The organism is Fodinibius roseus, assembly GCF_900129315.1.
Taxonomy (GTDB): domain Bacteria; phylum Bacteroidota; class Rhodothermia; order Balneolales; family Balneolaceae; genus Fodinibius; species Fodinibius roseus.
In genome coordinates this window covers 141744-163126 of the sequence record NZ_FQUS01000002.1, presented here as the reverse complement: position 1 = coordinate 163126, position 21383 = coordinate 141744, and the positions used below count along the sequence as shown (strand labels likewise).

The 21383-nt window shown below is 50.1% G+C and carries 18 protein-coding genes and 1 tRNA gene; 11 read left to right on the top strand and 8 right to left on the bottom strand.

What is annotated here, in order from left to right; all coding sequences use genetic code 11:
- Positions 1 to 5 precede the first annotated feature (5 nt).
- The 3 genes from BUB16_RS02615 to BUB16_RS02605 all read left to right on the top strand — a co-directional run bounded on the left by BUB16_RS02615 (position 6) and on the right by BUB16_RS02605 (position 2455).
- On the top strand, positions 6 to 773 hold the full coding sequence (locus BUB16_RS02615) for a DUF4198 domain-containing protein (RefSeq protein ID WP_073059270.1): 768 nt from the start codon (positions 6 to 8) through the stop codon (positions 771 to 773).
- Positions 774 to 783: 10 nt separating this feature from the next.
- On the top strand, positions 784 to 969 hold the full coding sequence (locus BUB16_RS02610) for a DUF4374 domain-containing protein (RefSeq protein WP_073059269.1): 186 nt from the start codon (positions 784 to 786) through the stop codon (positions 967 to 969).
- Positions 970 to 1207: 238 nt separating this feature from the next.
- Positions 1208 to 2455, top strand: a complete 1248-nt coding sequence (locus tag BUB16_RS02605) for a PepSY-associated TM helix domain-containing protein (protein ID WP_073059268.1) — start codon at positions 1208 to 1210, stop codon at positions 2453 to 2455.
- A gap of 35 nt (positions 2456 to 2490) precedes the next feature.
- On the opposite strand, the gene BUB16_RS02600 is transcribed toward BUB16_RS02605, so the two are convergent.
- The 4 genes from BUB16_RS02600 to BUB16_RS02590 all read right to left on the bottom strand — a co-directional run bounded on the left by BUB16_RS02600 (position 2491) and on the right by BUB16_RS02590 (position 4241).
- A complete protein-coding gene (locus BUB16_RS02600; protein ID WP_073059267.1) occupies positions 2491 to 3177 on the bottom strand; it encodes a type 1 glutamine amidotransferase in 687 nt (228 codons plus the stop codon).
- A 38-nt stretch (positions 3178 to 3215) separates the two neighbouring features.
- Positions 3216 to 3362, bottom strand: coding sequence for a hypothetical protein (locus BUB16_RS21360; RefSeq protein ID WP_170864257.1), 147 nt, complete (start codon positions 3360 to 3362; stop codon positions 3216 to 3218).
- A gap of 30 nt (positions 3363 to 3392) precedes the next feature.
- Positions 3393 to 3462, bottom strand: a tRNA-Cys gene (locus BUB16_RS02595).
- A 29-nt stretch (positions 3463 to 3491) separates the two neighbouring features.
- A complete protein-coding gene (locus BUB16_RS02590; protein WP_073059266.1) occupies positions 3492 to 4241 on the bottom strand; it encodes a hypothetical protein in 750 nt (249 codons plus the stop codon).
- Between the two features lie 108 nt (positions 4242 to 4349).
- On the opposite strand from BUB16_RS02590, the gene BUB16_RS02585 reads away from it, so the two are divergent.
- The 5 genes from BUB16_RS02585 (at position 4350) to BUB16_RS02565 (ending at position 10557) form a co-directional block, all read left to right on the top strand.
- The gene (locus BUB16_RS02585; RefSeq protein WP_073059265.1) at positions 4350 to 5246 is read left to right on the top strand and encodes a LysR substrate-binding domain-containing protein; all 897 of its coding nucleotides are present in this window, start codon (positions 4350 to 4352) and stop codon (positions 5244 to 5246) included.
- 475 nt (positions 5247 to 5721) lie between these two features.
- Positions 5722 to 6186, top strand: a complete 465-nt coding sequence (locus tag BUB16_RS02580; RefSeq protein ID WP_084087980.1) for a carboxypeptidase-like regulatory domain-containing protein — start codon at positions 5722 to 5724, stop codon at positions 6184 to 6186.
- Complete coding sequence (locus BUB16_RS02575; protein WP_073059263.1) at positions 6183 to 7337, top strand: PepSY-associated TM helix domain-containing protein; 1155 nt, start codon at positions 6183 to 6185, stop codon at positions 7335 to 7337. The genes BUB16_RS02580 and BUB16_RS02575 overlap by 4 nt, the downstream gene beginning before the upstream one ends.
- Before the next feature lie 374 nt (positions 7338 to 7711).
- A complete protein-coding gene (locus BUB16_RS22010; RefSeq protein ID WP_073059262.1) occupies positions 7712 to 9931 on the top strand; it encodes a TonB-dependent receptor in 2220 nt (739 codons plus the stop codon).
- A 71-nt stretch (positions 9932 to 10002) separates the two neighbouring features.
- Complete coding sequence (locus tag BUB16_RS02565; protein WP_084087979.1) at positions 10003 to 10557, top strand: thioredoxin family protein; 555 nt, start codon at positions 10003 to 10005, stop codon at positions 10555 to 10557.
- Between the two features lie 194 nt (positions 10558 to 10751).
- On the opposite strand, the gene BUB16_RS02560 is transcribed toward BUB16_RS02565, so the two are convergent.
- Together BUB16_RS02560 and BUB16_RS02555 are read right to left on the bottom strand one after the other, a co-directional pair.
- On the bottom strand, positions 10752 to 11408 hold the full coding sequence (locus BUB16_RS02560; protein ID WP_073059260.1) for a metal-dependent transcriptional regulator: 657 nt from the start codon (positions 11406 to 11408) through the stop codon (positions 10752 to 10754).
- A gap of 223 nt (positions 11409 to 11631) precedes the next feature.
- A complete protein-coding gene (locus BUB16_RS02555) occupies positions 11632 to 14166 on the bottom strand; it encodes a PP2C family protein-serine/threonine phosphatase (protein WP_170864256.1) in 2535 nt (844 codons plus the stop codon).
- Positions 14167 to 14420: 254 nt separating this feature from the next.
- On the opposite strand from BUB16_RS02555, the gene BUB16_RS02550 reads away from it, so the two are divergent.
- Positions 14421 to 15197: an NRDE family protein gene (locus BUB16_RS02550; protein ID WP_073059258.1), complete on the top strand. Its 777-nt coding sequence runs from the start codon at positions 14421 to 14423 to the stop codon at positions 15195 to 15197.
- A gap of 30 nt (positions 15198 to 15227) precedes the next feature.
- Here BUB16_RS02550 and BUB16_RS02545 read toward each other — a convergent pair whose 3' ends face one another.
- A complete protein-coding gene (locus BUB16_RS02545) occupies positions 15228 to 16961 on the bottom strand; it encodes a Na+/H+ antiporter NhaC family protein (protein ID WP_073059257.1) in 1734 nt (577 codons plus the stop codon).
- A gap of 154 nt (positions 16962 to 17115) precedes the next feature.
- The gene (gene gltX / locus BUB16_RS02540) at positions 17116 to 18603 is read right to left on the bottom strand and encodes a glutamate--tRNA ligase (RefSeq protein WP_073059256.1); all 1488 of its coding nucleotides are present in this window, start codon (positions 18601 to 18603) and stop codon (positions 17116 to 17118) included.
- Between the two features lie 287 nt (positions 18604 to 18890).
- Here gltX and BUB16_RS02535 point away from each other — a divergent pair, with 287 nt between their 5' ends.
- Together BUB16_RS02535 and BUB16_RS02530 are read left to right on the top strand one after the other, a co-directional pair.
- On the top strand, positions 18891 to 20195 hold the full coding sequence (locus tag BUB16_RS02535; RefSeq protein WP_170864255.1) for a M23 family metallopeptidase: 1305 nt from the start codon (positions 18891 to 18893) through the stop codon (positions 20193 to 20195).
- Between the two features lie 325 nt (positions 20196 to 20520).
- Entirely contained in the window at positions 20521 to 21186 is a 666-nt protein-coding gene (locus BUB16_RS02530) for a WbqC family protein (protein ID WP_073059254.1), read from the top strand.
- Positions 21187 to 21383: the final 197 nt, after the last annotated feature.

Sequence of the window (21383 nt, the reverse complement as noted above, 5' to 3'; positions counted from 1 at the left end):
ATATTATGCATACTAAACAGTTATCTCAAATAGCCATCCTATTATTCGCTCTCACCCTGTTCACCCTCCCGGCTTCCGCCCATAACCTGTGGATTGAAACCAGTCCCAACGCTGAAGTCGGACAAGTCCAGGAAGCTTATATCTATCTCGGAGAATATGCGTATGGCGTGCGCGAGGATGTTTCTACCCAAGATCATCAGGAAATGCTTGGGGAGATATCCGTTTTTCTGATCAAGCCGAATGGCGAAGTGGAGGAGCTGGAAACTACCATCGGGACCAACCGGTTTGTAGCCGAATTTACCCCCGAACAGCAGGGTCACTACCGGCTGGCACTCAATGTGACCAACGCCCCGGTGGTCGACTGGCGGGAATATGACCTGGGCATTCTGAAGACGAATTTCTTTGCTTTGGCTACGGTCAGTGTAGGATCGCCCGGCCAAACCGAACTTTCGGCGGAGCCGCTTGCAGAGACCAATGAATTGATTATTCAGTCAACGAAAACCACCTCTTTTCAACGACAGTCTCCCGTCCGGTTTCAGGTAATGTTTAACGGCAAGCCGCTGGCAGAACAGGAAGTAAATGTGGGGTACAAGGATCAATGGTTCAAAACCCTCTATACCGATGAAGAAGGCCGGATAAGTGTGTCCCTGCCCTGGGACGGACAATATGTAATCGAAACGGTGTACACCGAAGATCATTCCGGAACCTTTGAGGGAGATGATTACGAGGCTATCCGGCATACGGCCACGCTTACTATTCCGCCGGCAGAATAGATAAAGAGAGATGGGATCCATCGCGGCATTCCTCTCGGAACCATGGCGGGAATACCGGACAAATGATCGCGGGCAACTTCCGCAGGATGGCAGTTATGTGTACGCCATTGATATAGCATCGGCTACCGCTACACGGGGGCTTGAAGTCGAAGGCGGGAGCATTACCTCTATTAAAAAGCTGGAACCTGTAGAATAATTTACCCTTTGCGCAGTCTCGTTTGACCGCGGGACTGTGCTTTTTTAGTACCCAAACTAACCGAATAACCGCCGACATGTATTCTGAGAAGACCATACTAAACTGCATGACTTTGGCTATCTGCCGGCTAATTTTCCCGCTGATTTCGCAGATAGCATCTTCTCCTACATCATAAAATCTGCGTCGTCTGTCTATATGAAAATAACTGGAAAAAAGTCATCCTAACTAAATAACGGTCATGTTCAGCTTCAAACCAAAGAAAAAGAAAAACCGCTCGCTTCTGTATAAAATATCAGCCTGGCTGCACTTGTGGCTCGGACTGATTTCCGGTATTGTCGTATTTATCGTGAGTATTACCGGGGCTATCTATACTTTTAAGGATGAAATCCAGCTGCTGATCGAACCTTTCCAAACGGTAGCAGTCGAAGAGAATGCCACTATGCTTCCGCCCTCCGAACTAAAAAATGCCGTCCGGGAAGCCTATGACTACCCTTCTGTCTGGAGTGTAAACTATCGCGGGGAAGGTAAAAGTGCGATAGTCCCCTATTATTCCGATCCTTCCAATTACCAGGTGGGGTACGTTAATCCATACACGGCGAAGCCGCTGTACAATCGACACCTGGATGGAGATTTTTTTAGATTTATCCTTATGGGGCACTACCAGCTGTGGCTGCCCCGCTGGATCGGCAAGCCGATTGTGGCATATGGCACGCTCCTATTTGTAATCCTGCTGATCAGCGGACTGGTACTATGGTGGCCCAAACGCTGGTCGAAGCGCTACCTTAAAAAAAGCCTGACCATGAGCTGGAAGTCCAACTGGCGACGTATTAACTACGATCTGCACAATGTAGTCGGATTTTATACGCTCTTGATTGCGCTGATCCTCGCCCTTACCGGCATGGTCTACGGCATGAGCTGGTTTAAGGATGCCGTGTACTGGACCGCCTCGGGGGGACAGCAGCCCGAGACGGAGCAGGTCACCTCCGATACGACACTGGCAGCCAATAGTTCTCAGGAAGAGGAAGATATTTTGTTCAACGACTTGGTGCAGTCGGGCGTCAATCCTTCGGAGAATCAGATTAATATTAGGTACCCCCGTGGTGAAGAGGGCGTCTGGAATGTCAGTGTAAATCCGGTTCTGCATAACAGGTATCTCAGCAGGAGCACCTATTATGAGCAGCATTCGCTGCGGCAGCTAAAAAAAGAAAAAGCATTTTCCGAAGTTAATGGAGGCGAACAGCTCAGCCGCCTCAACTACGACCTGCATATCGGCGCCATCGGCGGCATATGGACCAAAATCATTGCCTTTATCGCCTGCCTGGTCTCGGCCAGCCTGCCGGTTACCGGCTTTATTTTCTGGTGGGATCGAGAGCGACGGCAGCAGCAAGCCCGGCAAAGGCGAGCGGCAAGAGCCAGGAAAAAATCGTTAAAAACAAACGGGGAGAAAACCGCCAGGAAGAACAAGTCAGCAGAACAGGTAACCTGATACTCAGCATTCAAAAGAAAATGCAGCAGCTATTGCTACTGTATGAACCGATCAAGCAATTGCCCCATTGTGTCATGATTCTGCTCAAAATATCCCTCGTTAAGCATCTGTTCAGCATTTTGCACAAATTGACCATTGTTTATTTCATTCCGGCAATTTTCAATCAACTCTGACAAGCCCTCTTGGGTCATTTCCAGATGAAATTGCAGGCCAAGTACATAATCACCAAGCATAAAGCCCTGGTTTTCGCAGCCCTCACTACATCCTAAATTGATAGCACCGTCCGGACGGTAAAACATATCTCCATGCCAGTGAACAACTATTTGTTGAGGAGGAAGAAAATCCAACGCAGGATGATTACGTGCAGATGGGGTCCACTGTATTGGAAACCAACCAATCTCTTTTTCAAAGAGAGTCACTACCTCTGCCCCTAAAGCGTCAGCGATAAGTTGTGCTCCCAAACAAACGCCCAACACTTTTTTCTTGCGATTAATACACTCCTTTATGAACGTTTTTTCTTTTTTCAGCCAGGGGTAATCCTGCTCGTCATAGACTCCCATCGGACCACCCATTATAACCAAGGCTTGGATATCCCCGGGTGCAGGTAGCGTTTCAGAATTAAATAGGTGCGTACCCGTTAGCTCGTGGCCCCGCTGTTTGGCCCAGGTTTCAATATAGCCTGGTCCTTCGAAAGAGACATGTTGCAGATAATGTATTTTCATTTCAATCTAATTTCGATGTATCTATAATTTAGGCTGCTTTATTCGGACAGGCGACTGGGTGAATATGATGCTGAGTTAATGCCCGGCCAGTAATAGGGATCAGGGGGATCGCGTCCCACTCGCCGACAGGCCTGAATAATGCGATTTTCAACCTGTTGAATATGCTGTTTGATGGTATTCCTCATATTAAGATATATAACTTTCAAAATAAATAGAGGCGATGGGTGGATTCGAACCACCGTAAGAAGCGTTGCAAACTCCCACCTGCCACTCGGTCACATCGCCCTCCTGATAAAATTATTACCAGTTAACTATTACTGTTGTACCGAATAAGGCAAGCTCAAATCACCCGATGATACCTTAAATACTTTGTAAACACCCAACATAGGCTGGCCCTTCTCGGTTGAAACTTCCATATAAGCAGTTGCTCCGTCATAATTGAATGACGTCTCATTGCTTACGCGTTGCGCCGGTACAACAACGCTCAACATATTATCATCAAAGACTACGGGGAAACCCGGTGAATCAAGGTACATCGGCATACCGGGATTAGTGGGCGGAAGTATCACGCTCTGATCTTCCTTTTTGAACTCCCTTACGGAAAGCCCGCCTTCAACACGATTATCTTCCCCAAGCACCACCCAGTGCGTATGATAGCATTTCCCGTCATTTTCGTAATTGTGGTCCCCGTTTTCATCCCAAAGCGGCGTATCATCAAAATCCGGGTGAGAGGTTATGGCAAGAGCCAATATTCCTTTCACGTCCCCAAACCCGACCACTGTTGGGCTAAGGGTCGTCGGAAACACGTAACCAAGGACAGGCGCACCATTGAGCTGTCCGGCCGGTTCGGGTTTAGTCTCTCCGGCTATACCATCGACTGCCATCCGGAAGATAAGTTGATCTTGTGTTCCCTGGTAGACAACCCGGGCTTCCGTAATATTCATATCTGTTGTATTCAGCTGTTCAATCTGTTGGCCGGTAGCTTTCTGGGCATACACAACGACTGAGGAGAACAGGATAATTGCAAAGATCAAAAGGACAAAGGGTACATTTCGTGGTTTCATAGCTGGATTTGCAGGTTTAATTTTTATTAAGCCTAAAGATGGCTGGATTTTGGATATAAGTCTATCGATATTTACTTCTGTTTATCATAAGTAATACTTATATCAATAATGGAGTTACGGCAATTCAAATATTTACTTTCGATTGCTGAAGAGGGTACCTTCACTGCAGCGGCAGATAAGCTTTATATTTCACAATCAGCATTATCCCAGCAGGTGAAAAAGATGGAGCAGGAACTGGGCGTACCGCTATTCGATCGTTCCGGCAACAGGTTACAATTTACAGAGGCCGGTCGGTTGCTACACCAGCGCGCTAAATATATTGTTAAGGAAGTAGAAAAAACTAAAACGGCTATCGATGAACTGGAAAAACTATACCGGGGCAGCCTCACTATCGGGGTGGTGCAAACGGTCAACGCTTATCTGATGCCTCGGGTAGTTTCGTTGTTTTCTTCCCGCTTTCCTCAAATAACTATTAAAGTCAAGGAGCTTTCCGCTCCTCAGTTAGAAGAACAGCTATACCATCATGAGCTGGATCTGGGAATAAGCTTTAAACCAGAAGCCTATCCCAGGCTTGTTTTTGAAGATCTTTTTAAAGAAGAACTGATCCTTATTGTTAACAAAGAGCATCCTTTGGCCGGGGAATCCGAACTCCGCATTAATAAGCTGGATGAACAAAAATTAATTTTGTTACCTGAGGAATATTGCACCCGGCGCATCTGGGAACGCTGCGTAGAGAAGTCAGACATCTATCCTAAAGTCCAAATCGAGATGAATACCATTGCTGCTTTGCTGACTGCTGTTCAAACCAACAGCTCGGCAGGAACCGTATTGCCGGCACTGACTATGGAGATGGAAGCGGCAAAAAACCTAATCCCGGTCAAATTGCATAAGCCGACGCCCTGCCGAACAGTCGGCATTCTTTGGAGAAACGGCAAATACCAAAGTTCCGCTTCCGAGAAATTCTCGGAAATTATACGGGATACATATGGAAATCTTAATTCATAATGTTGCTACCCGGCTGATAATACAATTTGGATAACAGAACCTTCACAGAAATATTTTACATCCGGTTCCTCCCCTGATTACCTATTCCCCGTCAAAATTTATTGTCTCACCAATTAAGTTAAGAGCCGAGGGATCCCTGCTTATCTTGTTTGACGCTTATCCTGTCGTATGTTGAAGGCGCATCCTGATTTAAAAACATCTCTGCCAATATGACCAATACCCGGGTCCCCTCTCACTCCCCGGGGTCATCCATCCTTCTTATATCAATATTATACGGGCTGTAAGCTGTTCGCGAACAATCTAAGTCAAACTCAACCCAGGCAGGATAATTATTTGCTTTCAACATTGTTATTTAGATTAAATCTACATACTATTGACCCCTATTTATAATTGGTTTAAATAGATCGGTAGGTAATGCAAAACCTCCTATCATTAAAACGCTAATACATTTGGATTCTTAAATTTTCATCGCGCTATGAACCTCATCGCACGTATTCCAAAAAGATTACTTTTGGCAGCTGGAATCTTTTTAAGCGTAGCAACGGCCGCCCTTGCACAGGGACAACTTGAGGGGACCGTCACGGAATCCGAAAGCGAGTCAGCCCTGCCCGGTATCAATATCGGTATTGAAGGCACTACCCTGGGCGCGGCAACGGACGCTGACGGAACATTTTTGATTGAGCGCATTCCCGCCGGATCTCACACCATCCGGGTTTCGGGGATCGGTTACCGGGAAACAGAACGGGACATTACGATTCGGGATGGAGCTACCACGAATATCACTGTTGAACTCGAAAAGGATATTCTGGGTATGAACGAAGTTATCGTTTCCGCCATCCGCAGCGCCGAAACAATTGATGAAGTTCCGGCTTCCGTAAGCGTAATCAACTCCCGCCAGATCGACCCAGGAATTGGTTCGGCAGCTTTTATCTGTCTATGAATAAACGATTTCTTCTTTCCATCCATAAGTGGCTCGGTCTGATAGCCGGCATCTTTATTCTCATCATGGGGTTAACCGGCTCCATACTGGTTTTTGACGATGAAATCGAACACTTCATCCAGCGCGATATCATCTACCAGCCGGATTCCGACCAGCCGGTATCCCTCGACAACGCCTATGCTTCGATTATGCGGAAACACCCCAACTGGGATGTCCGGTTTACGGCTGTTCCCGACAAGGCGGACCGGGCTATCGAGGCGGAAATCCGCCGGCCCGATGACCGGCGATACTTGTACCTGCACCCGGTGACGGGGGACATCATGCGGGACCTCGACAGTGAGAGCACCTTCTCCTACTGGATGCTCAAGCTCCACTACCAGCTGCACTCCGGCTTTGCAGGCGAAGTTATTCTGCTTATCGCCGGACTCATGTTTATCTGCTCCCTCATTACCGGTTTTTGGTTTTACCGCAAGGCCATTAGAAAAGTACTTACCTTTAAAATACGACCCCGTTTCCGGAACCTGCAGTCTACTTCTTCAGAACTTCACCGGTCCGTGGGCGTTTGGGCTCTCATCTTTAACCTGATAACGGCTATAACGGGCGTTGTCATTTTACTGATTATCGTCCTGACCCATGTGCAGTCAGATGGCGAGCCCCCTCCCCTTCCCGATCCCCCCGCGGTGGAAGCCTCCCTGGACAACATGATGGAAACGGCCCGGGAATCTTATCCCGGTTTTGATCCTTCTTACGTTCGCATGCCGGCCCAACCGGATCGCCAGATTACGCTCTATGGTCACATGGATACCGACCTGCCCATCCACTACGAGTTTTCGAATTATGTGCAATATGATCCCCGTACCGGGATGGAAAGCAATGCCTTCTTTGTCCGGAATCAGCCGGTTACCACGCATCTTCTGAGCTTTACCTACCCGCTTCATTTCGGGGACTGGGGAGGGCTTACCATCAAAATCCTTTACTGCTTCTTTGGCTTAGCGCCCGCGATCTTGTCGATTACCGGTTTTATTATCTGGCGGCAGCGGGAACGGAAAAAACGGCAACTGCAAAGGCAAAGGAGGCCTGCGCGTGACCCTTTCCAGCCTCAGGAAAGAAGCAACAGTATCGATGAGACTCTTGATGAGACCGTGGTCTAACAATAAATGTTGTTACGGCCTGATACCCGCTCTCCTGGCATTTTATGTTGAACAAGTATCTGTTGATTTTGACTGAAGAACCTCCTTTCAGGCGTTAATGACTCCCGGGTATCACACATTGACTACCCGGACAGGCCGCAGGGAGATATAAAGAAATATGAGAGAAGTTAAGCATAATCACATCTCGTGTGACCCGTGCCTTGCCCCTGTTTCCTTTCAGCTTATCCGTGTTAAAAAGCAACAATACGGGAATTCCCGGCCCATCATCTCATTCACAGTATTGAATAACTTAATATTTAGCCTTGGCTAAATAACTTGTAACCCTTATATTAAAATTAGGTTATGCTAAGAATTTAATTAACCGAGGTAATACCATGTTGCGGCTTTTAGGTTTATTGTTTTTTCTATTGTTCACAAGCAGCGCTCAGGCTCAGAACGGGACGATCCGGGGAACCGTCAGCAGTGAAGGCGAAGCTGTAGCCGGTGCCAACGTAACCCTTGTCGAAACGCAGAAAGGAACCTCCACGGATGCAAACGGCCGGTTTTTGCTCACAAATATCGAACCGGGAGCATATCGGCTGGTAGTCTCAGCCGTGGGATTTGCCCGGCATCAAAAAAAAATAACGGTTACAAAAGATACCCAACAGACACTCGCGATCCGCCTGAAACGAAAGGTGGAGGAACTGGACCAGGTGGTCGTTACGGGGACGATGCGGGAGACTTATGTCAAGGAATCGCCGGTCAAGGTTTCGGTCATCAATGCCCGGCGGCTGCAGCAGGGTAAAACAAGCTCCAATATCATGGATCTCATTGGAAGCGTAAACGGACTTTCGACCCAGTTGAATTGCGGTGTCTGCGGTACGAACGCCATCCGGATCAACGGGGTGGAAGGTCCAAATACAGCGGTCCTCATCGATGGCATGCCCCTCATGGGAGCCCTCGCCTCGGTCTATGGCCTCAACGGCATCAGTCCCTCTGTTATCGACCGGGTGGAAGTCATCAAAGGTCCCCAGTCTACGCTGTATGGCACCCAGGCGCTCGGCGGAGTGGTCAATATTATTACCAAAAATCCCGCCAACACCCCCTCTTTTACGGCAGATATGTATGGAAAAAGTACCAGAGAGGGAAATCTTAACCTGGCCGCCTCTCCGCAATCGGAACGATTCAGGGGGTTTGTCAGCGGGGATATACTCCGCATGCAGCACTACTTCGATAAAAATAACGACGGCTTTAATGACGTGCCCAAACGCTCACGTGTGGCGCTCTTCGGGAAAGGAGTTGTAACCGGAAAAAAAGGCGAACAGATATGGAGCATAGCGACTAAACTGTATGATGAAGAGCGTACGGGCGGGGTACAGGCATACTCCGGGGACCTGCGGGGATCCGGCGAAATTTACGGTGAGTCGATTTATACGCGCCGCGTAGAACTCCTGACTGAATACCGTCCCCGGGGCTTGAACCAGCAGCTTCGTATCAGCGGGGCCCTCACCTACCACGATCAGGACAGCTACTACGGAACCGAACACTACGATGCCCGGCAGGGTATTGTATATGGACAAGCTACATGGGACCGGCAACTTACCGGTACATGGAAGCTGCTGGCGGGAACTACCGTTCGTTATCAAATCTACAATGACAATACGCCCGCGACCTCAGAGGGGACAGACCGGCGTTTTATTCCCGGCGTATTTGCCCAGAGTGAACTTTCGATGGGAGTTGTAACGCTGTTGGGCGGACTGCGATTAGACCACCATACCGAACACGGTCTCGTCACCTCCCCGCGGCTGTCGGCGAAATACCGTCCCTCTGAACGGACCACAGTGCGGGTAAGCGGCGGAACCGGCTTCCGGGTTGTGAATGTCTTTACCGAAGATCATGCGGCCCTTACCGGTTCGCGCGAGGTGGTCTTTACGGAGGACCTCGAACCGGAGCGCTCGCGGAGCATTACCGCCAGCGTGGAGCATATTATCTACTTCGGCAGCAATCCCATGACCATAGGCATGGACGGATTTTATACCCGCTTCTCTAATAAGATTATTCCCGACTACGACCAGGATCCCAATTTAATCGTCTATGAGAACCTCGATGGTCATTCTGTAACGCAGGGAGCCTCGATTAGCATCGAACAAAATTTTACCTCAATCCCGCTCAACTATAATGCCGGTTTCACGCTGATGGATGTATTTACCAGCGAGAACAATGAGCGCAAGGCGCTTACCTATGCCCCGGGTTATATGGGGAACCTGGGGGTGACCTACCGGTTCCAGTGGGGATTATCCCTCGATTACACGGCAAACCTGTTGGGCCCCAAGCGAATGCCGGACAATTATGTGGAGGATTTCGAGCGTGACCGGTGGTCCCCCACTTATGCGACCCACAATCTCAAACTCACAAAAGAGTTTACGGACGTAAACAGCACGCGCGGGGTGGGACTGGAGGCCTATTTTTCGGTAGAAAACCTTTTCGACTATACCCAGGGCAGTCCGCTGGTGGATGCAGCAACGCCCTTCAGTCCTGATTTTGATACGATTTACACCTGGGGACCTATTGTGGGGCGAACCCTGGCGCTCGGGGCTCGGCTTAATCTTCGATAACCCCGGTGAACCTACGGTTAGCCAGAAAACTTTAACCCGTGCAGCAGTGAAGGCTGCCGAAGTACGATGCAATGACAGTACCGTCAACCGAACAACCGATCATGCAGCATACAGCTACAGGAATACGCAGTGCGTACGGGATTATCCTGCTTGCGGTATACCTATCTATATCTCTGCTTTTGGTCGGCCTCCGTCCGGCCCATTCCCAGGAACTCCAATGGCTTCCCTTTGAAAAAGCGCTTGCCACGGCAGACAGCAGCAACCGTCCCGTGCTTGTGGATATCTGGGCGCCCTGGTGCGGCTGGTGCCGCAAATTGAAAAAAGAAGTATATCCCGCACTGGCCCCTGAGTGGTCCGGCCAGTTTGTTCTAACACGCGTCAATCGTGACGACAGGGAAGCGGTTCATCACTACCGGGGACAAAAGCTCAGCTCGCTGAGGCTCGCTCAAAAGCTCGGGGCCCGGCAAGTACCGTCCATCGTATTCCTGAATGCCCGGGGTAAGTACCTCCTCCATGTAACGGGCTTCCTGGATGCAAAATCACTGGAACCCCTGCTGGCGTATATCGCAACCGGGGCCTACCACCGCCAGTCGTTTGAGACCTTTCAAAAAGAGAGCGGTTTTTAGCCCCGATTGCTCCACAAAAGCGTAAATGAAATCATTTCTATCCGGCCTGAGAACGATTTTCTATCAGCGCTATACAGAACCACAGGAATCTCTGCGTAATGAACGGTGCATCTTCTTTGCGTGATTTTGGCGGTCGATCTGACCGGAGAATTTACAGGAACTGAAAAATCGTTTTTGTTAAATCAGCCCGGCTTCTACATCTCCGCGATAAAAATATTGCGGGCCACTTCATTTCCGATGACCTGTTCCTCATGTTCTACCCGGAGGGTAATGGGTCCTTTGAACGGTGCTTTTTCTTTTACGCTGATCTTTACCCCCGGCAGCAAGCCGATTTTCTCGAGGTAGCGCAGTACTTCCGGGTCCTGGTCTTTTACCCTGCTCACGAGATAGTGTTGATCGGCTTCTGCCTCGACAAGGGGACGAGCATCCATCTCGGGCATCAGTCCCTCTTTCGTGGGAATCGGATCGCCGTGCGGATCATGCGTCGGATCATCCAGCAGGTTGGCAATTTTGTCTTCAAACTGCTCGGAAATGTGATGCTCCAGTTTCTCCGCCTCATCGTGCACTTCATCCCATGAGTACCCCATCACTTCCAGCAGGTAAAGCTCCAGCAGGCGGTGATGGCGAATAATTTCAAGGGCAATCTTTTTACCCGAACTTGTAAGCACCGATCCTTTATAGGACTGGTAATCCACCAGGCCCATTTTGGCCAGGCGCTTGATCATATTCGTAGCCGAAGCCGAGGAGACCTCCAGGGATTTTGCAATTTGGGTCGTTGAGGCACGATTTCCCTCGGATTGCAGCGTATAAATGGTTTTCAGGTAATCTTCAATAGCTTGACTCAATACCATAACAGGGGTCGATAGTCACTAATTTTACATCTCTGCCAATATATTAATCTCAACAACAGATTACAGCTAAAATAAGGATAATTCTGTTCCCATTCCCCCGGGCGCCCACTATTCACCGAAGGATAGGATACGTACCGTTCCTTTCCCGCACGGGCCGGGCTTCATCCGGATAATAGCACCTTCCTGGTCTGCGAAAACCGTGAAAAAGGTTATATCGCTATGGTTACTTTTTCATTTTCATGACAACCATGGTCATATCATCGTGCTGTTTGGCGTGACCGATGTATGAATTTACATCCTTTGCCACGGTATCTAAAATATCAGCTGCCGAGACATTCTCCTGCCGGGCCAGTAAGTTATTAAAGCGATGGCTGCCATAAAACGTATGGTTTTCGTTCAGCGCCTCCACAATGCCATCCGTATAAAGAATAAGCAGATCATCACTGCTGAGCTTCAATGTTATCTCCTCGATACTATCGTCGAAAGGACTCCCCGTAGCAAGCCCGATCCCCAGACCCGATGGGCGGAGCTCGTTAACTTTTCCCGTCCGTGTATCGACATGAAGGATGGGATTATGTCCCGCCCGTGCAAAATAAAACTCCTGCTTATCCAGATCGATGATTCCGTACACCAGGGAGATAAAAACGCCGCGGTTCGCATTCTCACAAAAGATTCGGTTCGTTTTCTTGAGGAGCTCTGCCGGAGATTCTATTTCGCGGCACAAACTGTGCAATATTCCTTTGACGAACGTCATATAAAAAGCAGCCTGGATGCCCTTTCCACTGACGTCACCGATGGTCACCGCTATCCGGTTATCATCCAGCCTGATAACATCATAATAATCGCCGCCGGTCTCATAGGCAGGTTTACACAAAGCTGCCAGTTCAAGATGCTCAAATTCCGGTGTTTTAACCGGCAAAAAGGATTCCTGGACTTCACGGGCAATCTGCAGCTCCTGCCTGATACGTTCTTCCTGGGCCAGCTCTTCTACATAATCAGGTATGAAGCCGGAGAGTGCCTGGGCCTCTTTGCCCCGCTGGGATGCCCATATCCCGAACAGGAAGAGTAATCCCATCACCACCATGAAAAAGGCGAAGATGTACCCGTCCATGGTCCCCTCCACGATCCAGCCGGTACTGGTGCGAATGAGCCCGAGGAAAAGAAAATAGCTTACCAGCAATGTAACAGCATCCCACCGGAGATAGATAAAGACCAGGGTCATCCCGATAACCACAGCTATCAGTACCTCCTGGGCCACGGGACCGTAGCTGCCCACAATCGGGGCTATGATCGTGCATGCAAATACCATGATGGCCGAGGAAATAACCTTGTTCTTCGTCTGCGCGTACGCTTGTCCCCCCAATACTAAAAAAATACCCAAAACGATACTCAGCGCCGCCCAGCCGTTGTATAACATAAGGTAGAAGGGAGGCCATAAAGCCTGTTCATGTAGAAAAACCTGGGATATGTCGATATATAAATGAGGAATAAGCCATAGCATAAATGACAATACGCCTGCCAATATAAAGGCGAGAATTATCGATCGTATCATCATATAGCCAATAGGCTTGTTAAAGATCATCCCCTGCCGCAAGTAATCGTACAGATTGAGTTTCTCGGGCCAGTGCTGGCGGGTGATGGAATCACCGATGGCTGAAAAGACAAAGAAAGCCAGGGAGGCAGCTGCTCCCGATATTCCCACCCCTATCAGAATCATAATACTGGTGGTCCACCCGTCGGGATCCGTAATTAAATTGACTTGAGGAAGAATGGACAAAAGCATAGCTACGGCTGCCGCACTCCCGCCCAGAATAGCTACAATCAAAGCCGGTTTGGTATCAATGGCACGGGCACGAATTCGGAAAAAGAAAATGATGATCCCGGCCAGGCAAAACAGGAAGATCAGTGCATTACGCAAGACCGGCCATATTTGACGGTAACTGGTGCCCTCCCTGCTGCCGAGGCTGTATGCGGAACTGACATCGATCAGTCCCCCGGTCGCCATAAGACGAACATCGATCTTCTGTTGCTTGCCAAAAACAGGATTCGTCCATTCATACCGGACGGTGGCAGTACTTATATTGCTATTGCCAAGCCGCCCCGTGCGAATGGTGTCGCTGCGCAGGAGTGAGGTCTCCCAGCCTGTCTGCGACAGGTAATAGGAAGCCATTTTAAAAATATCTTTTTCCAACAGCCTAAAGGGGCGTTTCTGCTTAAGACTGTTTTCCAGCCGGGATAAAGCTGTGCCTTCCCGGCTCTGCATCCTTCGGCTGCTTCGGTGCACATCAATAATAACCTGCTGGGTCAACAGAGAGTCTGTTAACGTTGAGAGACGTTTCTCTGCCGTCCCCTCTCCCGTATCAAATATAGAGGCCAGGGCCGGGCGGTTTACCACCTGCAGGGGTACTATGGAACGAGGATTCAACATCTCCATAAACCGGCCCTGCATATCAAGACGCATTTCAATCTCCTCATCATCGCTCCCGGGCTGTTCCTCCCCCTCAGACATGCCGGAACCGGAGGCTTCCTGCCGGTCAATAGTCGGACTAAAGGTAACCTGCCAGTAAAAGGGAGAAGTATTTTTGATTCCTCCCGCTTTCATTTGCCTGATCAGTTCGGGGCGGCCTATTTGTTGCTGGAGAGTATCCAAAAACTCGCTGTTTACCCCGAACGTGACTTCCGGCTCAAACTGTTGTACGGCATACCCAAAGCTTTCCAGTCGTTGTTCGGCCTTCTCGCGGATCTCATTTTTTTCCATAGCGAGATCTATCGCACTGCGCGGATCTTGCGAGGGATATATCACAAAGAACCAAACCGCACCTAACAGTCCGGTTAGCAAAAGGCCGTATTCTCGAATTGTAAAATTCACGTACAGATTTTATGTAACACTTATTTATCTATTTATCTCACGTTGAATATGTGAAAATGTTTTGAGAATTAATATTTATCGAATATTGTTTTATATGATTGATTAAAACATAAAGCAATAAAAAAACAATTTTTTTAAAATATATGTGCCTGATTGTCTTTGCATACCATAAGCATCCCCGCCATAAGCTAATCGTAGCAGCCAACCGGGATGAAGATTACCGGCGACCCACCCGCGGTGCCCGGTTTTGGGATACCAAAAGCAATATCCTGGCCGGAAAAGACTTAAAAGCCGGGGGGACGTGGATGGGGATCACCCGCAGCGGAAGATTTTCTGCCATTACCAATTACAGGGATGCCGGTATATCCAAAGAAGATCCCCCCAGCCGGGGACATCTGGTGCTTGACTTTCTAAAACAATCCGACCCTCCCGAAGCATATCTTGAGCATGTGGATCAAAAAGCGGATCGATACGTCGGCTTCAATCTCCTGGTGGGGAGCGCCGGCGATCTATTCTACTATTCAAACCAGCAACAATCGAAGCAACAGCTCTCTGCGGGTATCTACGGACTCAGCAATCATCTTTTGGATACCCCGTGGCCCAAAGTAAAACGGGCCAAAAGTCAGCTGCAACATATTGTTCAGCAGCCTGATATCTCTGAAACGGCACTTTTTGACCTTCTGGCTGACGACGTCGAAGCCCCTGACGATCAGCTTCCCGATACGGGCATCCCCAAAGATATCGAAAAAAAAATCTCTCCCGTTTTTATCAAGAGTGACAACTATGGCACCCGGTGTTCTACCGTTCTTCTTGTCAGCCGGGAGGATGAGGTTACCTTTATCGAACGCCGCTTTAAAGCCGGCACGCAGGAGGTCAAAGAAGAAAAAAAATTTAAATTTTCACTTGACCGGAATCAATGATGATTTCCAACATCGTATGGTTACTAACAACTAATCCAGTACGGTAACCGCGGCTTCTTCTCCCTCGGGGGCGTATTCTTCCGGATCGGGAACTTTGCCGAATTTATAGATGATAGCCGCAATAATGGCTATTCCCGCGGGATAGATAATCCACCAGGAAATCCCTGCCACCAGCACTCCGGCCATGGCGATAATGCTGATGGTTCCTACAATCATGGCATAGGGCAGCTGCGTGTTCACATGCTCTACATGATCGCACTGGGTGGCAATCGAGCTGAGAATAGTCGTGTCGGAAATGGGCGAGCAGTGGTCTCCCCAGACCGAACCGCCCAACACGGCGCTTACACTTGCATAAATGATCTCGTGGGTCATCGCATCAGCCAGGCCGCTGCTGGTGCCGATTTCCCAGGCCAGCGGCACCACCAGCGGCATAAGAATACCCATCGTACCCCAGCTGGATCCCGTGGCAAACGACGTTAAGGCCGAGAGCAGCAGCACAAGGGCAGGCAGCCAGTATGGGTTCAGGGTCTCCCCGAATACCGACATCAGGTAGTCAGCAGTGCCCAACTCTATGGTGATAGCGCTCAGCGCCCATGCCATCACCAGGATCAGCAGACCGTCAAACATGGTATGCATCCCCTCCATCATGCCCTCCAGCATTTCATCCACCGCCAGCAGTTTTTTTCCGAGCGTCATGGCCACCGCTACCGCAATAGAGATAAGCGATCCCCAAAGCAGCGCTTTATAGGAATCGGCCGTCTCAATAACAGACTGGACGCTGCTGCCCTCTCCCGTCAGGAAAAGTCCCCCCACCGTCCCGAAAATAAGGGTCAGAATGGGCACGGCCGCATTGCTCCAGTGCGAGGTCACCTTCTTCTTTTCATCGTCTGCAATCTTATCTTTCCACAGGTTATAGGTATCGAGCGCGGGATTGTGCTTGGCTTTATACAGAGTGATGCGGGCTTTCAGCATGGAAGCAAAATCACGGCCCGATCCGGCAATCACCAATACAAAACAGATTGTAAAAAAAGCATAGAAGTTATAGGGCAGGGAACTGATAAAAACGGCATAGGCCGATTCGTTGAAATTGGGCATCTTTTCCTCGGCATCGGCGATAAACCCCACCATGGCGCCGATCCAGGTACTGACAAGAGCGATGGTTGCGACGGGGGCCGCGGTAGCATCCACCAGGTAAGCCAGCTTGGCACGCGAAATGCGCAGCCTGTCGGTCAGGGGACGCATGGTATTGCCCACGACCATGGTATTCGCATAATCATCAAAAAAGACGACAAATCCCATCAGGGCGGTCACAAGCTGCCCGTGTACTTTGGTGCGCACAAACTTCGTGATTTTCCTGATAATGCCCCGCGTCCCCCCGTTATCGGTAATGATGCCGACCATTCCCCCGATGAGCAAGGTAAAGATAATGATGCTCATGTGACTGGCATCGGCCGTAGCCGGTACGATATAGCCGCTGAGTGCCGTAAAGAAGCTGGTGAATGCCCCCGGGATCGAAAGGTCCCCGGCCAGAAAAGCCCCGCACCAGATCCCCAGGAAGAGGGCGAAAAGCACCTGGCGAAACACGAGAGCTATTCCGATAGCAACCAGGGGCGGGAGGATGCTGAGCCAGGAACCGGCAACACCGCTTTCACTTGCGGATTGCTGGATTGCCGTGGAGAATGCCGGCTCCGCATATCCTGTAACAGCGTATGTCAACCAGATAAAAAGGCCGGCCGCTGCAAAAAAAAGTGCTTTTCGCTTCATCCAACTCTGTTTTATTTAATGATTTAACCCATGCTACTGACCAAAAAATCGGGTCCCATGCAGGGCGAAGTTCAATATAGCACGGCGACATGCTCCCTCTACCTGAAAAAACGGTCCGATGTTCAGTGTCCGCCGTACAGTGACTTCGTTACCGCTATCCCAGCCGCTTGATGGCCGTCTCAATACGGCGGATGGTGGTCTCTTTGCCCAGCAACTCGATGGTCGGGGTCAGGTCCGGCCCGTAACCCATCCCCGATACGGCTACGCGCAGCGGCATCATCAGGGGTCCGAATCCGACATCATACTCGCCGATCACTTCCTTGATTTTATCTTTCAGCTTGCCGGCCTCGAACTCCTCTTCATCCATTTCCTTGAGCTTCCCGACATAGGCCCCGAGTAGCTCTGCGCTGTTGTCTTTCCATTTTTTCAGCGCTTGCTCCTCGTATTCTTCGGGATCTTCAAAGAAAAAGCGCCCCATTGTTACAAAATCCTCGATCTTGCTCACCCGATCTTTCATCAGCGGGATAATCTCTTTCAAATAGGCCTCGTCGGGGGAAAGGCCATGCTCTTCGGCGATAGCTTTGACGCGGGGATACAGCTGCTCTGCCGGTTTCTCCCTCAAATAATGCTCATTATACCAGATCAGCTTTTTGTAGTCAAACACCGCACCGCCCTTGCTCACGCGGTCCAGGGCAAACAGCTCAATCAGCTCATCCATCGTATGCAGCTCCGAATCATCCCCCGGACTCCATCCCAGATACGCCAGGAAGTTTACCAACGCCTCGGGCTCGAACTCCTGTTCGATATAATCGCGGGTGTTAATGGGAATGCCCTCGCTTTCCGCCTTCCGCTTGGAAAGCTTGCCCCCGCTGGGCGACATGATCAGCGGCAGGTGGGCCATCCGGGGGGGCTCCCATCCAAAATACTCGTACATCAGGATATGTTTGGGCGCGCTGCTGAGCCACTCCTCCCCCCGTATGACATCTGTAATTTCCATCAGGTGATCATCCACGACATTGGCCAAGTGATAGGTGGGCATGCCGTCGGACTTCAGCAGTACCTGGTCATCCAGTCCCTTGCTCTCAAATGAAACAAAGCCACGAATTTCATCTTCAAAACGAATGGTCTCGCGCCGCGGCACTTTCAGCCGTATCACATATTCTTCTCCCTCTTCCAGTATCCGGTCTACTTCTTCCCGGGGAAGCGTAAGGCTGTTTTTCATCGACATGCGCGTGATCGCATCATATTTGGGGGACGGATTGCCGGATTTTTTCAGCCGTTCCCGCATGTCCTCCAGCTCTACGGGCGTATCAAAGGCGTAATAGGCGTGTCCCTGCTCCACCAGCTGCTCGGCATATTGTTCATATCTTTCCTTGCGTTCGCTCTGTCGGTAGGGACCAAATTCACCGCCCTTGCCGGGACCTTCATCAACATTCAGCCCCGCCCATTCCAGTGATTCCACTATATCATTTTCCGCCCCTTCCACGTAGCGAGCCTGATCGGTATCTTCGATGCGAAGTACAAACACCCCGTCCCGGTGTCCCTTTGCGAATAAATAATTATACAACGCTGTGCGCAGTCCACCAATATGCAACAGGCCGGTGGGCGACGGTGCAAATCGTACTCGTACGGATCCTTCCATAAAATTTTTTCTTATTTTGTTTGGGCTTTAGCTGTAGCGCTCAAAATAAAGCTTATAAAGCATTAATTACAGAGCAATTAATATATCCTGTTTTCTGTTTAAAACAATGGATGAGGATCCTTAAGAACGATAAGAGTGTGAAATAACCGTAGACTGCTTAATTGCGGGGAATGCTGTGTATGTGAGAACGTTACGTTAGACTTGACCCCATGCTGCAACGGGTCATAGCCGGGACATCCCGGTTACCAAAAAAATGAGAAACATCCTGAATGTACATCAACCTGGAAATGAAAAAGACAACCGTTTTGATCGTCGGACTCATTGCCGGCGCAGCCTTGCTCGTGCAGAGCTGCAGGACCGTTAAACGGACTTTTGAACCCGACAGTCCCCGCGAGATCTACAAAAAAGCACTGCTGGACAGCAAATTGGCGGATAAGCCGATGATCCGCGAATGGATTCAGGCCGGTGATTCGGCGCTCTACCGGCCGGTGGAAACCGCTATTCCACACAAGGCTACCGTAACCTATTTTAAAGACGAACCTGTCGCCTATTCCTGGAAAATAGAGATGAAAGAAGGACGGATCCTACATGCCCGCATGTCCCGAACGGATACCACGCACCAGGTTTTTCTGGATTTGTTTGCCCTGGATGATGGTGAAGAGCGAACCCGCATCACATCCGCGAAAGATTCGCTGCTCCACTATAAAAGCGATCGCACCCATACGGTCCTCCTGCGCATGCAGCCCGAGCTCCTGGTCAGCGGATCGCTAACCCTCTCACTCACCGATCAGCCATCCATGGACTTCCCGGTTGCCGGGGCGGGTGTGGGCGACATCAAAAGTTTCTGGGGGGCGCCCCGCGACGGGGGAGCGCGCCGGCATGAAGGCGTTGATATTTTTGCGGACCGGGGAACGCCTGTTGTTGCGGCGGCAGAGGGACGAGTGTCACGAACCGGTACCAGTAATCTCGGCGGAAATATCGTGTGGCTCCGCGCCAGCGGCCGGTCGCTTTACTATGCCCACCTGGATTCCATCATAGCCGGGCAGAGACAGCGCGTTCAGGTGGGCGATACGCTTGGTTTGGTAGGCAACTCCGGCAATGCCCGCACCACCCCTCCTCATCTCCATTTTGGCATATATGACCATGGAGCGGTGAATCCCTTCCCCTTTATCGATGCCCCCAGTGCCACTGCCGACAATCCCAGTGTGGATCCCTCCCTGCTCGGGGCGTGGGGTCGGGTTCAAAATGCAAAAGCGAATATCCGTCCCCTGCCATCCACCCAGGATCCCCCCGTTACCAGCCTGAATCGTTACGCAGCCGTTCGAATTTTGGGAGCCACCGGAGCATGGTACCAGGTCGAACTCCCGGACAAACGAAGGGGCTTTGTGCACGGCAGCCTCCTGGAGCCGGCTGACCGGCCCCTGGCAACCGTTACCACGGCTTCCGGGGATTCTCTTTTTGAACATTTTTCCACCCGGCACCCCCTGCTTGTGACCGCACCCCCGGCGGATCTGTCCACCGTTGCAAACTATGGAAACAAGCAGCTGGTGCGGTACAGGAACCGGCTGCTTTGGATGGTTAGCAGTAGATAACAGAAGGTAGATAGTAGAAGGTAGAAGGTAGAAGGTAGAATGGTCTTCTCCTACACTAAGTTAACAGATTATTGTTTAACGATCCGGCCCGATGGAAGGGCAAAGGGACTGTGCTCATCTCTTTCGGAGCTTCCTGATTTTTATTTTATTATATGTCGCTTGTAGAAGGGGAAAGCTCTTCATAGCTTCCCAAAAATCCCGGTGCGGTTTCCTGTATTCATTATACAGCTTTGCGCTGCTATTTTAAACTCCAGGCACAGAATACCAGCGTCGGGGAACGATTAACCGTGCAATGGCTGCTAACCTTTTAAATAGCTGTTAGAAATTGAATTTAGCCCTGCTTTTACCCCAGTTTGCTCCCAACCTGTATGATCTGTCCGTCATGCTCCGGGCCGACCGCCTGATCCTGCAGGATGTCGAACGGTGGTCACGCAAAAGCCGGGTGCACCGGGCCAAAATCCGTGTGCCGGACGGTACGCAGTGGATCAACATCCCGGTCCGCACCGAAGACCGGAAAAAAGCCATAAAGGAGGTCCGCATGGACCACTGCGAAGACTGGGTGACGCCTCTGCTGCGCAGCATCGAATATAACTACCGCAACAGCATCTATTACGACTTTTACGAACCGGAAATTAAAGCCGATTTCCAATCGTCCACCGACTATACCTTTTTGATCGATTTTGTACTTTACATCCAGCGGCGGCTGCTTCGCTTCATGGACATTAATATTCGCTATGAACTGGCCAGCGACGTGGACGAATACAGCTCTGATCCCGACCTGCTGGCCAAGCGGCTCGGAGCGCAGGCGCTGTACCAGGAACACGGCAGCCGTCACTACCAGCGCCAGGGCCGGCTGAAAAACGATCTTGATTTTGATCATCCCCGCTATCACCAGCATTTTGAAGGATTTGAACCCTGGTGCTGCCTGCTGGACGTATTGTTCCAGTTCGGACCGGAAAGCTTCCGTATTACTGACCAGTTACAAAAATAGCAGGCTTTGCAAAACCGTTCTTTTGTCCAATATCTGTATTTTCGTGATTTCATAATCCTCAGCCGTAGTTTTTATATACACTACCGCCGTATTGAAATCGCCCTGGGGTTGGTATGGGACACCCCCCTGGTTATTCAAAACCCTCTATATGTCAAAACTTAGCGATTGAAGGTTTAACACATAAGGTTTAACCTTAA

Coding starts and splice junctions, on each gene's coding strand:
- BUB16_RS02615 (WP_073059270.1), top strand. CDS start 6: ATGCATACTAAACAGTTATCTCAAATAGCCATCCTATTATTCGCTCTC.
- BUB16_RS02610 (WP_073059269.1), top strand. CDS start 784: ATGGGATCCATCGCGGCATTCCTCTCGGAACCATGGCGGGAATACCGG.
- BUB16_RS02605 (WP_073059268.1), top strand. CDS start 1,208: ATGTTCAGCTTCAAACCAAAGAAAAAGAAAAACCGCTCGCTTCTGTAT.
- BUB16_RS02600 (WP_073059267.1), bottom strand. CDS start 3,177: ATGAAAATACATTATCTGCAACATGTCTCTTTCGAAGGACCAGGCTAT.
- BUB16_RS21360 (WP_170864257.1), bottom strand. CDS start 3,362: ATGAGGAATACCATCAAACAGCATATTCAACAGGTTGAAAATCGCATT.
- BUB16_RS02590 (WP_073059266.1), bottom strand. CDS start 4,241: ATGAAACCACGAAATGTACCCTTTGTCCTTTTGATCTTTGCAATTATC.
- BUB16_RS02585 (WP_073059265.1), top strand. CDS start 4,350: ATGGAGTTACGGCAATTCAAATATTTACTTTCGATTGCTGAAGAGGGT.
- BUB16_RS02580 (WP_084087980.1), top strand. CDS start 5,722: ATGAACCTCATCGCACGTATTCCAAAAAGATTACTTTTGGCAGCTGGA.
- BUB16_RS02575 (WP_073059263.1), top strand. CDS start 6,183: ATGAATAAACGATTTCTTCTTTCCATCCATAAGTGGCTCGGTCTGATA.
- BUB16_RS22010 (WP_073059262.1), top strand. CDS start 7,712: ATGTTGCGGCTTTTAGGTTTATTGTTTTTTCTATTGTTCACAAGCAGC.
- BUB16_RS02565 (WP_084087979.1), top strand. CDS start 10,003: ATGACAGTACCGTCAACCGAACAACCGATCATGCAGCATACAGCTACA.
- BUB16_RS02560 (WP_073059260.1), bottom strand. CDS start 11,408: ATGGTATTGAGTCAAGCTATTGAAGATTACCTGAAAACCATTTATACG.
- BUB16_RS02555 (WP_170864256.1), bottom strand. CDS start 14,166: ATGGAAAAAAATGAGATCCGCGAGAAGGCCGAACAACGACTGGAAAGC.
- BUB16_RS02550 (WP_073059258.1), top strand. CDS start 14,421: ATGTGCCTGATTGTCTTTGCATACCATAAGCATCCCCGCCATAAGCTA.
- BUB16_RS02545 (WP_073059257.1), bottom strand. CDS start 16,961: ATGAAGCGAAAAGCACTTTTTTTTGCAGCGGCCGGCCTTTTTATCTGG.
- gltX (WP_073059256.1), bottom strand. CDS start 18,603: ATGGAAGGATCCGTACGAGTACGATTTGCACCGTCGCCCACCGGCCTG.
- BUB16_RS02535 (WP_170864255.1), top strand. CDS start 18,891: ATGAAAAAGACAACCGTTTTGATCGTCGGACTCATTGCCGGCGCAGCC.